The sequence below is a fragment of the Rothia sp. HMSC072E10 genome (assembly GCF_001813965.1).
Classification (GTDB): Bacteria; Actinomycetota; Actinomycetes; order Actinomycetales; family Micrococcaceae; genus Rothia; species Rothia mucilaginosa_A.
In genome coordinates this window covers 27,973-41,312 of sequence record NZ_KV814490.1, presented here as the reverse complement: position 1 = coordinate 41,312, position 13,340 = coordinate 27,973, and the positions used below count along the sequence as shown (strand labels likewise).

Below are 13,340 nucleotides of genomic sequence, written 5' to 3'. Positions count from 1 at the left end.
CGGAGTGAGAGGAGCGCATCCTTTCACTGAATGACCAACACGCCCGAAAACCCGTTCATAACGAGAAAAGCGGTGCGTAAGCGCGCTATCCTGAAAGGAGCACTGATCGCCGGTGATTTCGTGCTGGAAAGGTCCAGCCAACCGGCGCTGTCAAGAATTCTCGAAGGTGAGTCTATGACTACGAACAATAACCACGGCGACCGTAACCTGGCAATGGAACTGGTGCGCGCTACCGAAGCCGCAGCCATCGCAGCGGGTCCCTGGGTTGGCGCGGGCGAAAAGAATCTTGCGGACGGCGCAGCTGTCGACGCTATGCGCTACCGCCTCTCCACCGTCAACTTCAACGGTACCGTGGTCATCGGCGAGGGCGAGAAGGACAAGGCCCCCATGCTGTACAACGGCGAGAACGTCGGCGACGGCTCCGGCCCCTCCCTCGACGTCGCGGTTGATCCCATCGACGGCACCCGCCTGACCGCGCTCGGCATGGACAACGCCCTCTCCGTGATTGCCGTGGCAGACGGCGGCACCATGTTCGACCCCTCCGCCGTGTTCTACATGGAGAAGCTGGTCACCGGCCCCGAGGCCGCCGAATTCGTGGACCTGCGCCTGCCCGTCAAGCAGAACCTGCACCTGGTCGCTAAGGCTAAGGGCAAGAAGGTCAGCGAGCTGACCGTCTGCGTGCTGGACCGCCCCCGCCACGCCAAGCTGATCCAGGAGATTCGTGATGCAGGTGCCCGTACCCGCATCATCCTCGACGGTGACGTCGCCGGCGCTATCGCGGCCTGCCGCGAGAACACCGGCGTGGACCTGATGCTCGGCACCGGTGGCACCCCCGAGGGCGTCGTCGCGGCATGCGCCATTAAGGCAACCGGCGGCGTGATTCAGGGCCGCCTGGCACCGACCGACGAGGCAGAGCGCGAGAAGGCACTGGCCGCGGGCCACGACCTGGACCGCGTGCTGACCACCAACGACCTGGTCACCAGCGACAACTGCTTCTTCGCCGCAACCGGTATTACCGACGGCAAGCTGCTGCGCGGCGTGCGCTACAACAAGAACGTTGTGACCACCCAGTCGCTGGTCATGCGTTCCTCCTCCGGTACCGTGCGCACCGTTGAGGCTGAGCACCGCCTCTCCCGCCTGCGCGAGATTCTCTCGCACACCAAGAGCCCCGGCGAAGCCTAAGCCTTTGAGGTAGCCCCCAAGCATAAGGAGCCGCCCCCGACCGAATCGTTCGGTCGGGGGCGGCTCCTTATGCTTATCGCCGTTACCGGCACGTGTTAGCGCGAACGCAGGGAACGCAGCTTATCCTTGGCCTTAGATACCGCATCGCGAACCGCCGGGCGTGCCTTGTACGCCAGGGTATAGGCGCGGTAACCCAGCGAGGTGACCGGCACATCCCAGGTGCCGGGGTACTCTACGGACTCGCCGCCGAAGGACTTCTTGAACTTCGTGAAACCGGCCCACTCGTGATCCGGCTGATCCTCTGGCGCGATGCCGAACAGGTCAACGTACTTCAGGCCCTTACGCTTAGCGTCCAGGATGAAGTTCGTAACCACCGGAATGCCCGCGGACAGGCGGCGATGCTCGAATGAAGCCGCCGCATGCGCGTAGGTGCGGGTGTCGTCCGAATCGTACACGAACGCCGCCGCAATCGGGGTACTCTCACCGTTCTCGCCCGCCAGCTTCGCAATGTAGAGCGATGCCGCACCGGCGGGCATCAGCACGCGAGCAACCTGCATCAGGTAGTCGTCCTGCTGGCGGTTGAAGCCGTTACGCTCTGCGGTCTCCTCGAGGAAGCCGAAGAGAATCGACATATCCGAAGGATCGGTCGAGACCTCGACGGTCACGCCCTTCTTGTGGATATTGCGGTGCAGATTGCGGTTATTGGACTTCATGCCCTTGAGGATTTCGTCCTCGGTGCCCGAGAGGTCAATAATCTGCGTGTGCGAGGGCTGCACCTGGCGGGGAGCCAGCACCGCGCCGCGACGAGCCAAGAATGCAGCGGCATCCTGGTCACCCCAGATTGCCGATTCGGTAGGCTCGATACGCACGAACAGGCAACGGTGCTTCGCGGCCTCTTCCTTCAACGACGCGAGAGCCTCGTCGAAGGCCACAGCGCTCGAAGCAACCGGTCCGTACGGGCTGTACAGGTAGCGGCCGGTGGCACCGCCCTCAACGGTCGCAAGGTACGACCAGCCGTTACCGCTCTTGCGGATTACGGTGTGACCATTAGATTCCTGAAAACGTGCCCAGATATCGGACTGAAGAATATTGCTCATTCCTCTAGTGTATCCGAGCTTAGGGAACGTAAGCCTGCGGCTCCGAGGAGGCCTCGGGGGAGGAATTCGGGCGGGTAGATGAGACGTTCTCCTCAGCCTCGCACTCGGCCGCTGCCTTGGCCTTCGCCTCGGCCACGCGGGTGCGCAGAGCCGCACCCTTGTCGATAGCCGACTGGCGCAGGTTAGCCGAGAACTCGTGCAGGTCGTCGTGCACCTGGCGGGCGAAAGCATCGGTGCCCGAACCCAGGATGCGCAGGGCCAGCAGACCCGCATTGCGTGCACCGTTGATGGATACGGTAGCTACCGGAACGCCGGCGGGCATCTGGACGATCGACAGCAGCGAATCCATGCCTTCGAGGTTCTTCAGGCGCACCGGAACACCAATCACCGGCAGAGCGGTGACCGAGGCGAGCATGCCCGGCAGGTGAGCGGCACCGCCGGCACCGGCGATAATAACGCGGATGCCGCGGCTGTGAGCCTTCTTGCCGTACTCAATCATGTCCTCGGGCATGCGGTGCGCCGAGACGACGTCAGCCTCGTAGGGGATGCCGAACTCTTCCAGCACCTCGGCGGCGGCCTCCATGACCGACCAGTCCGAATCGGAACCCATCACAATGCCGACGATGGGTTGGGAGGAATCATAGGGAGACTGAGACATAATCCTCATATCCTTTCACAATGCGGTGGAATACCACCATCACTAGGGGCGTCGAGCGCGGGTTCTCAGCGGAGAGAACCCGCGCTCGACCTATATTTGAGTGGCCCGTCGCCTACAGGGGGCGGCCATCGCGCAAAATGGATGCGGCGTTGGCGGCGCTGTGGCGCAGGTTCTCAAGCTCATCGACCCGGCCCGAAATGTTCACGTGGCCAATCTTGCGGCCGGGTCGGGTTTCCTTACCGTAGAAGTGAATCTTGGCGCGAGGCTCGGCCGAGAGGGCCAGCGGGTAGACGCCGAAGATGTCCTCGTTCTCGCCGCCCAGGTAGTTCTTCATGACGGCGACCTCGTCCAGCACGGAGGTATCGCCCAGCGGCAGATCCAGCACGGCGCGCAGATGTTGCTCGAACTGGCTGGTCACCGAGCCGTCCTGAGTCCAGTGGCCGGTGTTGTGCGGGCGCATCGCTAGCTCGTTGATGTAGAAGCCTGCGGGGGAGCCGGGCACCTCGAAGAGCTCGGCGGCCATCACGCCGGTCACGCCCAGCTCGGAGGCGATGGTCACGGCTGCGGCCGCGGCGGCCTCGGCAATCTCGGGGGCCAGGTTCTGCGCGGGGGCAATCACCTCGTCACAGATGGAGTTCACCTGGATGGTCTCAACGACCGGCCAGGGGCGCACCTCGCCGCTCTCACGACGAGCCACCAGTGCGGAAAGCTCGCGGGTGAAAGGAACCTTCTCCTCGGCCAGCAGGGCGGAGAAATCGGTGCGCGAGGGCAGCTGCTCGAACCATTCGGAGCTACGCTCGCGGGCCTCGGCGGGGGAATCCAGCACAAGCACGCCCTTGCCGTCGTAGCCGCCGCGCGGGGTCTTCAACACCACGGGCCAGCCAATCTCATCGCCGAAGGCAAGAAGCTCGTCCAGGGTAGAAACCTTAGCCCAGCGAGGGTTCGGCAGACCCAGGCGCTCGACGGCCTGGCGCATCAGGAGCTTATCCTGCGCGTACTGCAGGGCGTCGGGCTGAGGCTGCACGTTCACACCCTCGGCCATGAGGGTGCGCAAAAATTCGGTGGGCACGTGCTCGTGATCGAAGGTGATGACATCCTTGCCGCGGGCAAACTCGCGGAGGGTATCGAGATCCTTGTAATCGCCAACGGGGGCGGTGCGTACCGCCGCCACGGCGCCGACGGTGGGCGCCTCCGCGAGAATCTGCAGGTTGAGGCCAAGGTTAGTTGCTGCGGGGGCCATCATGCGGGCCAGCTGGCCTCCGCCGATGACGCCAATTACGGGTCCAGTCACAGGGTAAGTCACATCACCTAAGTGTACTCGCTTCGGGGCGTACACGTTAGATGAACCGTATCGTGAACTGTGGGCGGGCGGTTGCCTGTGGCGGGGGGAAAACTGCCGCTACCGGCTGGGTATTGACTGAAAATCCGGCGCGGCTAGGGATAACCCGGCCGGTCTGTACTACCATATGAAGAGCTTGAAAAGTCCCCGGCGCCCGGTCTCTGCCTCGCGGCCCCGCTCTGGCGGACCCGGAAGCTATCCACCGACACCACCTGTTAGATAGGCCCCGCATGAGCGCACAGACTAAACCCACCATGACCGAACGACTGAAATCCCTGTGGGACAGCTACGGCATCGAGGTGCTTAAGTTCGGAACCGTCGGTGGCGCTGCGTTTGTGGTGAATTCCATTACCGTGTGGGTTCTCATGATGACCGTCATGTCGCAGTCCCACACGAAGGCAAAGGTCGTCGCAAGTATCGTGGCCACCATCTTCTCGTGGCTTATGAACCGCCTGTGGACCTTCCGCGAATCCCGCTCCGAAAACTGGAAGCGCGAGGCCGTCGAATTCGGCATCGTCAACCTGCTGGGCATCATGGTTGAGGCCGGCTGCGTGGCCTTTAGCACCTACGTGCTGAACCTGCGCACCGCGGAGGCCTCGTTCATCTCCGGTACGATCATCGGTACCATCCTGGGCACCATCCTGCGTTACTTCCTCTACCGCTTCTGGGTGTACGGCTCGCACCGTAACCAGGTCTCCAAGGGTGAGGGCACCGACCATGAGGAACTCGGCCACATGTTTGATGACGCGGCCGCCATCCTGGACGGCGAAGCCTCGGAAGGCTCCAAGGCTCAGGACGGCGGGGCGAACGCGTCCGGTGCCGAGCGCGGCCGCTAAACGGCACCGCTCAGAGCCCACCAGCCCTATAAAAGACAAAAGCACCGGCCCCGATACTTCGTGTATCGGGGCCGGTGCTTTAGCTTCACGCTCTTATCGTATCGGGGGCCTAACTACAGGGCAGTTCCTTGGCGCGTTCGGCCTCCAGGAAGGATGCAAGCCGCTCTTCGCTCCACTCAACGGCCGGATCGGCCAGGAACACGGCGCGCCCCGAAGCCATGATGGCCAAGGCCTGCATCAGGGTGCTCAGCGTCGCCTCCGAGGAATCAAAACCGTAGCTGGGGCTCAGCATGAGGGCCAACGCCCGCTGACCACCGGAAAGCGTCTCGCCACGGTACGAGTCCGCTAGCTGGCGAATCTGCGCGTAGGCCTCGGAGTAGGTGAAGCCCTCGACCACTTCGGCAGACTCGTCGGGCAGCAGACCCTCGTAGTGGTCACCCATGCTGGGCACCAGGGCACAGAAATCGAGCACTTCATCAGCGTAGGTTTGCAGAGCAGTCAAATCCCCAGAGTAGGCGAGGGCCAGGGGAGCGCGGTCTACCGCCAGAAGATAGGCTGGGCCGTTGACGAAGCGCGCGTCCTGCTCGGTGCATACCGCGGCGGCCAGGGGCTCGTCCCGGTCGAGAGTTGCGCCCACGCGCAGGGCGGCTAGGCCGACCACCAGAGGACGCCAGTGCAGGGGTGCCTGCAGATCGAAGGCCTCTTCAGTGGCGAGGTCACATTCCTCGATGAGCAGGTTGGCGGTCTTGTTGACCCAGTTCATGAGGACGCGCCCGGAGAGCTCGATGCGCTCGCCGTTGTCGGAGTACCAGATGAGTGCGGGGGTCTGCACGGAGCTGAGGGCCTCAAAGAATCGGTTGAGGGAGGCGGGAACCGCGGGACCGGTGGGGGATAGGGTAACCATGGTTTCACTCTACCGCACCGCAGGCATTGCGCCGGGCACGGGGAGGGGAGGGGAGAGCCGGGGGTTATCTCGGCCACGCGGCCGAGGGGAGAGATCGTCATAGAACGGTAAGGAGAAAATTTTCAGGGAACGAGAAGAAAAAACACGCGGCGCGGAGCGATATTTTCAAATAGTGCTTGTCATAAAACCGCTTAATGTAAAGTTTTCTTGTTACGGGTGTGAAATTTTTGTCCGTAAGGGCCTATATGCACAACTGCATAAATTGGGAAACGTGCGGACGAAAAATAGCTGAGGTATGGCTACTCTTAATTTATTGGCGGGTTTCTAAAATTAGGGCCGGAGCCCCGAAATGTAGCCGATTGCCCGGAACCGCCCCGGAAACCAGGTACGTGATGACGAGCCCGACGAGGGGTTTCGTGCCGTTCGCGAGACGATATTTTTGTTCCCAAACCAAATAAAAGTCGCAATTACAATAAATAATCGTCACGTTATATACATCTAAATAATCATTAAGTCTAGTTTGACGAAACGGCGTGTCGCACGTCTAATAGATATATAAGCGTGTTTGCTTTGGGGGACCGTAGAGGCTGAAGCGAACCATGCCACACCATACACACTAAGATTCCGTCCACGACGGATCCGCAGACTCATTATCCTCACAATGAGAACACGGAAGGAAAACCCATGGGCTCCTACCTAGCCGCTGACCGCATAACCGCGGCACGCACCTCAGGCGCTCAGCACCGTAGCATGAACCCTGCACCATCACTCGAACAGGCCGCCGATGCCTTTCTAACCGACGCCGAGCGGCGACAGTCCGCCCCCGTCGATATTTGGGCTGCCGCCGCTGGACTCTACGGAACCGAAGGAGACGACGGAGAGCTCGCCTGGCAAGCCGAAGCGCTCTGCGCCCAGACCGACCCCGAAGCCTTCTTCCCCGAAAAGGGCGGCTCCACCCGGGACGCCAAAAGGGTGTGCGGTGTATGCCCCGTACGCGAAGAGTGTCTACAATATGCAATGGACAATGACGAGCGCTTCGGCATCTGGGGCGGTCTGTCAGAACGAGAACGCCGCCGACTACGCAAGCAGGCGAGCTAAGCCAGGAAGGTACAACCCACATGCAGACTGCGCGACTGTGCTCCCGCCAAACCTGCCGACGAGAGGCGACCGTCACCCTCCACTACTCTTACGCGGACTCCACCGCAACCATCGATGAGCTCTCGGAGTTTCGTGACCCTCACGCCTACGACCTCTGCGACGAGCACGCCGCCCGACTCACCGCACCGCAGGGCTGGCACGTAGTCTACAAGGTACCTGTCCAGGCTGTGGACACCGAAAGCTAAGCTTTAAAGCACTAGAATGTAAAGAACCTTCCGCGAATTGCCGCGGAAGGTTCTTTGCGTGTGAGAAACTGGCAGGTAGTATTCACCCGCCCGAACACACTCAACGGACACTCACTCACGATAGAACGCGAGACCATGACCAAAGAAACACCTCGAGGCATGTGGGGAGCCCTGCGCCCGGCCATCCGTCGAACCAACGCAGAGGAGCTCCTGCAGGCCCGCCAAGCCGAACGACAGACCAACCGTCAGGCCGTTGAACCGGCACCGAACACCGGCGCCTTCGGACGCATCGCCGCCGACGTTCCGAACGTTGCCGAAGAACCCGACCTGCCCACCGGTTCCGTTCCCGTCGTTCCGGCCCGCAGCAAGTTGCGCGAGCAGGGTGTTGGTTCGCGCGTGCGCACCCGAACCAACGTTTCCACCGGTTTCGTGCCCCTGGTCCGTGACTCTCAGAGCACCCCCAAGAACCCCACGCTCAGCGATCTCAATCGTGAGACCATGCAGCGTGCCGCCGAAGCTGAAGCGACAGCTACAACCCTCGCGAGCGCCTCCAGCGCACCCGCCGCGGATGCACCCGCCCAGGCGGCGAGCGTCGCCACCGCCGAGGCCGCAACCACCACGGGTAGCAGCCGCAAGTACCGCACCGAAACCACCCGCACGGGCCAGAACCGGACCGTCGCCGACCCCAACGCGCCGCTCTCTTCGCTTGACTCCTCACCCGAGGCTGCGGAACGCGCCGCGGCACGCCAGGACGCCATGCAGGATCAGCCGCGCCTGCTGAGGCTGCGTGCCACGCTCATCGCCCTCGCCGTGCCGCTGAGCGTGCTGATGATTGCGATTCGCGTCGTCGCCTCCGCGCCCTTCCTCTGGTTCGAGTACCACCGACCCGGGTTCCCCGAGGACAGCTACGGCTACTACCTCATCGAACGCATGCGCCTGGGTTCCTACGGCCTGGACTACATCAACAACTTTGCCCCGCGAGAGTACCTCGCGCGCATCACCACCGGCGCCGACAACGCTCTTGCCTTCACCGACGCAGAGGTCAACCACATGCACGACGTGAAGTGGGTTCTGCTAATCGCCACGATGGCCGTCGCCGTATTTGTGCTGATCACGCTCTTCAGCAGCCTCTCGCTGCGCGAGCGCGCCCCCGGGGTGATTCGCCGTAGCCTCTTCACCGGCACCTGGATTACCCTCGGCCTCATCGTGGTGTTGGGCGTCGTGGGAGCTTTCGGCTGGGAATGGCTCTTCACGACCTTCCACCAGGTGTTCTTCCCGCAGGGTAACTGGGAATTCTCGGTGCGAAGCACCCTGATTCGCCTCTACCCGCCGCAGTTCTGGATTGACGCGGCCATCGCCGTGGCGGTTATCGTGGCTGTGCAGATCGTGATTCTGCTGGTGGGCACCTGGCCCACGACCTATCGCAAGCTTAAGGCGGAGCGTCGCCGCCAGGAACGCCAGGAACTGCGCGTCAAGCTGGCCTCAGCCCGCGTGGGCGAGAACTAGCATCGCGCACCAGAACGCATAACGAGGGGGCCGGAACTATAAGTTCCGGCCCCCTCGCGTATTTGGGGCGTCGGCAGACTAAGCCCCGCAGACTAAGCCTCGTGGACTAAGCCCGAGATTCTAAATCCAAGACTTAAACCACATGTGCGAGTACCACTGCTCGTAGGGGATGACCTGAGCTGTCCACAGCGGCATGAAGTACGCGCTCAGCACGAGCACACCCACCAGGTACAGCACAACCACTGTCACGCCGACGCGCGCCCTCACCACCGAACCGCGAGCCCCCGAGAGGCACAGGCCCAGGGCACCGGCCAGCAGCAGAACCAGGAACGGCTCGAAGGACAGCGCGTAGAAGTAGAACATCGTGCGGGTCGGGTACATAAACCACGGGAAATAGCCGGCACCGAACACCAGCAGCAGCGCGCCGAAACGCCAGTCCCGCTTGAGCAGGAACACGAATAGGCCCACCAAGATCGCGGGAATAAACGCCCACCAGATTGCCGGGTTACCAATGTTCAAGATGGCCTCGGAGCATGACTTTACCGTGCATCCGGCAGAACCCAGCTTCGGCGACTCGTAGAAGTACGAGGTCGGGCGGCCCAGAATCAGCCACTGCCATGCCTGCGAGGAATAGGTGTGCGGGGTGCTCAGACCCGAGTGGAACTTGAAAGCGGAGGCGTGGTACTCCCACAGGGAACGCAAATCCTCCGGGAGCCACAAAAGGCCCTTGCCCGGGTTCTCCTGAGCCCAGTGACGGAAGTACGCATTCGAAGACTGGAACCAGCCGGCCCAGGTGCTCAGGTACACCAGCAGACCCACACCAATCATCTGCACGAAGGCCGGGATGCCATCGCGCACCAGAGCGATCAGCCCCCACTTCGGCAGGCCAACGATGCGGCGGGCATTCATATCCCAGAAAACCGTCAGCAGACCCATCGCGGCGATAAAGAAGAGAGAGTTCCACTTCACGCCCACGGCGGCACCGGCGCACACACCGGCCGCCACACGCCACAGCCGCAGGCCCATACCCGGACCCCAAGACATCGGAGGGAGCTCCCCCTGGTACTGCCGGGCAGCCTCCGCAATATTGCGGGCCAATACGCGCCGGGCGTGGATGCGGTCCAAGAGCAGGCACACGAAGGTCGCCAGAATCCAGAACATCTGGAAGATATCGAGTAGCGCCAGGCGCGACTCAACCAGCATGAGGCCGTCCACAGCGGCCAGCAGCGCCGCGATGGTCGAAACCGTTACGGAACGGAAGAGCAACCACGCTGCGTAGGCAATCAGCGCCACCGAAAGCGTACCGATGACGGCCGCCGAGACGCGCCAACCGAAGGGATTATTATCGCCAAAAATCGCCATGCCGGCGGCAATCATCCATTTGCCCAGCGGCGGATGCACCACGTACTCCGGCGAGTCCGGCAGGATACCCGAGGGGTGCCCCGCCACGAAGGAGGCGTTCGCGTCCTTCGTCCAGCTCAGTTCGTAGCCGTAGTGAACGTAGGAGTAGGCATCCTTCGCGTAGTAGGTTTCGTCGAAGACGATGGCGTTCGGGTGGGCCAAGTTGTAGAAGCGCAGCACGCCGGCCAGCAACACAATCAGCGTGGGAGCCACCCAGCCCCAGCGCGGGGCCCGGATGTAGGCGACAGCGAGGGCATCGAGCAGGGAATCCAGGCCGTAGCGTCCTGCGCGGACGGCGGCCTGGCTCGACTCGGTCGAGGCCTCGGGGGAGGAGAGCTTAGGTATCTTCACCCATCCATCCTAAATGGTTAGACAGTACGATGCACCATTTCCGCCCGGTGACGAGGGTATATGACGCCCTGATGGTCCGCCGCGGGGAAAGCGCTACCCTCACCCGCCGCCCAAAAAACGAGCGTTACACTTAGGTGGTAAGCGAAGACCAGACACAGACACGAGGCCTGCCATGACCGCACCCGCCGCCGAATACCCCGAAGAATCCGCCGAGCTCTCCGAACCCTCAACGGCCGATGCGCCCAACTCCGACGTGCCCGTCACCTCCGAGGAAGGCGGCGTGCTCATCCTCGGCGGCACCCCCATCGGTAACCTGGCCGACGCCTCCGACCGCCTGCGCTCGGCCCTCGCCACCGCAGACCTCATCGCCGTTGAGGACACCCGCAAGCTGCGGACCCTCGCCTCCGGGCTCGGTGTGCGCACCCGCGGTCGCGTCATCGTCAACCATGACCACAACGAAGAAGGACGCAGCGCAACCATCGTGCAGGCGGTGCAGGATGGCCAGCGCGTGTTACTTCTCTCGGACGCGGGCATGCCAACCATCTCCGACCCCGGCTACGTGGCTGCGGCCGCGGTTGCCGAGGCGGACCTGCCCGTCACCGTGGTGCCCGGCCCCTCCGCCGCGCTGACCGCGCTCGCGCTCTCCGGCCTGCCCACCGGCCGCTTCACCTTCGAAGGGTTCCTGGCCCGAAAGGGCTCCGAGCGTTCGCGTCGCCTCGCCTCGCTGGCGGGGGAGGAACGCACCATGATCTTCTACGAGTCCCCGCACCGCACTGCCGCGACCCTCGCTGACTTTGTGCAGACCTTCGGCGCGGACCGTCGAGGCACCGTCAGCCGTGAGCTGACCAAGCTCCACGAGGAGGTTCGCCGCGGCACCCTGGCCGAGCTCGCCGAGTGGGCTGAGTCAGAACGTATTCGCGGCGAGATCGTCATTATCGTCGAGGGCGCGCAGGCCCCCGAAACCCCCGAAGCGCAGGACGTCGTGCAGCTGGTACTCGACCGTGTGGCTGCCGGCGAGCGACTCAAGGCCGCCTGCGCCGCCGTGGCCGCCGAGACCGGCACCTCCAAGCGCGAGCTGTACGAGGCAGCCCTGGCCGCCCGCTCGGAATAATGAACCGCCCGGAATAGTTATTACTGTGACGCCGTGACACCGCGGGGCGTGCCCCCCCCGGATTGTCCTGCGCGGGCTATCCCGCGGTATCGCAAACACACAGAAGGATTCCCCATGTGCCAGAACCACACCGGTAACACCATCACCCAGGAGGACCTGAACGCCCTCGCCTCCCTGGCGGGGTACACCCTGCCCACCCCCGCGCAGCTGGAGGGAACCGTGCTGCCGCAGGGCTGGAGTGTCGTGCCCGGCGAAATCCCAGCCCCCTACGAGGCGGAGCTCTACGTGGGTATTAGCGACGCCGAAGGCGGAGAAGGAACCCGCCGCCGCTCCACCACCGGCGAGAACGGTCGTAGTCGCAACCTGGTCTTCCCGCCCGCCCCCGAGCCGCTACCGTACCCGATTGTGGATAACCACACCCACATGGACCTGCTCGACGGCGAAGTAGAAATCAGCGCCCGCGACGCGCTCGATGCCGGTGAGAAACTTGGCATCGGCGCCATCGTGCAGGTCGGATGCGATATTCCCTCCTCCCTCTACGCGGTCGCCGCCGCCCAGGCCGATGAGCGTGTGCTCGCAGCCGTCGCGATTCACCCGAACACCGCGCCCGAGCTGGCGCAGGCAGGAACCCTCGACGAGGCGCTGGCAACCCTGGACCGCCTGGCCGCTACCGACCGTGTGCGCGCTATCGGTGAGACCGGCCTGGACTACTTCCGCACCGGCGAGGAGGGCAAGGAGGCGCAGCACTATAGCTTCCGCGAACACATCCGCCTGGCGAAGAAGCACAACCTGGCACTGCAGATTCACGACCGTGACGCCCACGAGGACGTCGTGCGCATCCTGGATGAAGAGGGCGCGCCGGAGCGGACCGTGTTCCACTGCTATTCGGGTGGCCCGGAGCTTGCGGCGATCTGCAATGAGTGCGGCTGGTACATGAGCTTTGCCGGCACGGTGACGTTCAAGAACTCGAAGGGTATTCAGGAATCGTTGGCGATGGCTCGCCCCGAGCTGATTCTGGCTGAGACGGATGCACCGTTCTTGACCCCGCATCCTTTCCGCGGTCGCCCGAACGCGTCGTACATGACAAATTACACGGTGCGTTTTATGGCTGCTCACCGCGGTGAGGAGCTGGAGGCGCTCTGCCGCCGTATTCGTGAGAATTCGGAGCGCGTGTATGGCCAGTGGTAGGCAACCTATCTCTGCTATACATGAGGGGACGTGTTATTCCGATATCGCGTTTATGGCGGCAAGAACTGAACATTAGCTTTGTTAGGTTGTCCGTCTAGATTTGTGATAGTTTCATATTATTCACTCTCATGTAAATTATTCCTTTCCGGGATGTCGTAAATAAGAGACGGCCCATCCGCATTACGTTTGCACGACGTGCGCCATACCCGGGTTCCCCTTCGGGACACTAGATACTCTTATGCGGCATCAACATGAAATCGGAGGATTCTTTCGGTGAGAATTACTAAGTATGTTCTGGGCCTGGATGGCGCGAACCGTTTCGACTCGTTTTATTCTGTGGGCGCGCCCGCGAAGGATTTTGTGCCTTATTCTGCGGTGGATAACCGCGATAATCACGTCGCTGATGAAGAATTTGACGTTGAGT

The 13,340-nt window shown here is 62.7% G+C and carries 12 protein-coding genes; 7 read left to right on the top strand and 5 right to left on the bottom strand.

The features are described from left to right. Positions 1–174: 174 nt before the first annotated feature. Positions 175–1,182: a class II fructose-bisphosphatase gene (gene glpX / locus HMPREF2944_RS05300; RefSeq protein ID WP_049333011.1), complete on the top strand. Its 1,008-nt coding sequence runs from the start codon at positions 175–177 to the stop codon at positions 1,180–1,182. Between the two features lie 95 nt (positions 1,183–1,277). Here glpX and HMPREF2944_RS05295 read toward each other — a convergent pair whose 3' ends face one another. From HMPREF2944_RS05295 to HMPREF2944_RS05285, 3 genes are all read right to left on the bottom strand, one after another. After that, complete coding sequence (locus HMPREF2944_RS05295; RefSeq protein WP_049358320.1) at positions 1,278–2,279, bottom strand: lipid II:glycine glycyltransferase FemX; 1,002 nt, start codon at positions 2,277–2,279, stop codon at positions 1,278–1,280. A 19-nt stretch (positions 2,280–2,298) separates the two neighbouring features. Further along, on the bottom strand, positions 2,299–2,937 hold the full coding sequence (gene purE / locus HMPREF2944_RS05290) for a 5-(carboxyamino)imidazole ribonucleotide mutase (RefSeq protein ID WP_070681224.1): 639 nt from the start codon (positions 2,935–2,937) through the stop codon (positions 2,299–2,301). A 112-nt stretch (positions 2,938–3,049) separates the two neighbouring features. Continuing rightward, the gene (locus HMPREF2944_RS05285) at positions 3,050–4,180 is read right to left on the bottom strand and encodes a 5-(carboxyamino)imidazole ribonucleotide synthase (RefSeq protein WP_246826269.1); all 1,131 of its coding nucleotides are present in this window, start codon (positions 4,178–4,180) and stop codon (positions 3,050–3,052) included. Between the two features lie 326 nt (positions 4,181–4,506). Here HMPREF2944_RS05285 and HMPREF2944_RS05280 point away from each other — a divergent pair, with 326 nt between their 5' ends. Further along, complete coding sequence (locus HMPREF2944_RS05280; RefSeq protein ID WP_049333005.1) at positions 4,507–5,112, top strand: GtrA family protein; 606 nt, start codon at positions 4,507–4,509, stop codon at positions 5,110–5,112. 109 nt (positions 5,113–5,221) lie between these two features. On the opposite strand, the gene HMPREF2944_RS05275 is transcribed toward HMPREF2944_RS05280, so the two are convergent. Then, complete coding sequence (locus tag HMPREF2944_RS05275; RefSeq protein ID WP_070681217.1) at positions 5,222–6,016, bottom strand: TIGR03089 family protein; 795 nt, start codon at positions 6,014–6,016, stop codon at positions 5,222–5,224. Positions 6,017–6,700: 684 nt separating this feature from the next. Between HMPREF2944_RS05275 and HMPREF2944_RS09255 the strand changes: the two genes are divergently transcribed. From HMPREF2944_RS09255 to HMPREF2944_RS05260, 3 genes are all read left to right on the top strand, one after another. Continuing rightward, the gene (locus HMPREF2944_RS09255) at positions 6,701–7,114 is read left to right on the top strand and encodes a WhiB family transcriptional regulator (protein WP_083313072.1); all 414 of its coding nucleotides are present in this window, start codon (positions 6,701–6,703) and stop codon (positions 7,112–7,114) included. 20 nt (positions 7,115–7,134) lie between these two features. Continuing rightward, positions 7,135–7,359 (top strand): DUF3499 family protein, encoded by a 225-nt coding sequence (locus HMPREF2944_RS05265; RefSeq protein WP_049333002.1) that lies wholly within the window; start codon positions 7,135–7,137, stop codon positions 7,357–7,359. Positions 7,360–7,494: 135 nt separating this feature from the next. Continuing rightward, the gene (locus HMPREF2944_RS05260) at positions 7,495–8,865 is read left to right on the top strand and encodes a TIGR01906 family membrane protein (protein ID WP_070681213.1); all 1,371 of its coding nucleotides are present in this window, start codon (positions 7,495–7,497) and stop codon (positions 8,863–8,865) included. Between the two features lie 120 nt (positions 8,866–8,985). Here HMPREF2944_RS05260 and HMPREF2944_RS05255 read toward each other — a convergent pair whose 3' ends face one another. Next, positions 8,986–10,617 (bottom strand): dolichyl-phosphate-mannose--protein mannosyltransferase, encoded by a 1,632-nt coding sequence (locus HMPREF2944_RS05255; RefSeq protein ID WP_070681210.1) that lies wholly within the window; start codon positions 10,615–10,617, stop codon positions 8,986–8,988. Positions 10,618–10,789: 172 nt separating this feature from the next. Here HMPREF2944_RS05255 and rsmI point away from each other — a divergent pair, with 172 nt between their 5' ends. After that, entirely contained in the window at positions 10,790–11,728 is a 939-nt protein-coding gene (gene rsmI / locus HMPREF2944_RS05250; RefSeq protein ID WP_049342945.1) for a 16S rRNA (cytidine(1402)-2'-O)-methyltransferase, read from the top strand. A gap of 114 nt (positions 11,729–11,842) precedes the next feature. Further along, on the top strand, positions 11,843–12,916 hold the full coding sequence (locus tag HMPREF2944_RS05245; RefSeq protein WP_070681207.1) for a TatD family hydrolase: 1,074 nt from the start codon (positions 11,843–11,845) through the stop codon (positions 12,914–12,916). Positions 12,917–13,340 lie beyond the last annotated feature (424 nt).

Excerpts from the sequence above, each read along its gene's own strand:
- HMPREF2944_RS05285 (WP_246826269.1), bottom strand. The coding sequence starts at position 4,180 with ATGATGGCCCCCGCAGCAACTAACCTTGGCCTCAACCTGCAGATTCTC.
- HMPREF2944_RS05245 (WP_070681207.1), top strand. The coding sequence starts at position 11,843 with ATGTGCCAGAACCACACCGGTAACACCATCACCCAGGAGGACCTGAAC.
- HMPREF2944_RS09255 (WP_083313072.1), top strand. The coding sequence starts at position 6,701 with ATGGGCTCCTACCTAGCCGCTGACCGCATAACCGCGGCACGCACCTCA.
- HMPREF2944_RS05275 (WP_070681217.1), bottom strand. The coding sequence starts at position 6,016 with ATGGTTACCCTATCCCCCACCGGTCCCGCGGTTCCCGCCTCCCTCAAC.
- HMPREF2944_RS05260 (WP_070681213.1), top strand. The coding sequence starts at position 7,495 with ATGACCAAAGAAACACCTCGAGGCATGTGGGGAGCCCTGCGCCCGGCC.
- HMPREF2944_RS05295 (WP_049358320.1), bottom strand. The coding sequence starts at position 2,279 with ATGAGCAATATTCTTCAGTCCGATATCTGGGCACGTTTTCAGGAATCT.
- HMPREF2944_RS05265 (WP_049333002.1), top strand. The coding sequence starts at position 7,135 with ATGCAGACTGCGCGACTGTGCTCCCGCCAAACCTGCCGACGAGAGGCG.
- purE (WP_070681224.1), bottom strand. The coding sequence starts at position 2,937 with ATGTCTCAGTCTCCCTATGATTCCTCCCAACCCATCGTCGGCATTGTG.
- glpX (WP_049333011.1), top strand. The coding sequence starts at position 175 with ATGACTACGAACAATAACCACGGCGACCGTAACCTGGCAATGGAACTG.
- HMPREF2944_RS05280 (WP_049333005.1), top strand. The coding sequence starts at position 4,507 with ATGAGCGCACAGACTAAACCCACCATGACCGAACGACTGAAATCCCTG.
- rsmI (WP_049342945.1), top strand. The coding sequence starts at position 10,790 with ATGACCGCACCCGCCGCCGAATACCCCGAAGAATCCGCCGAGCTCTCC.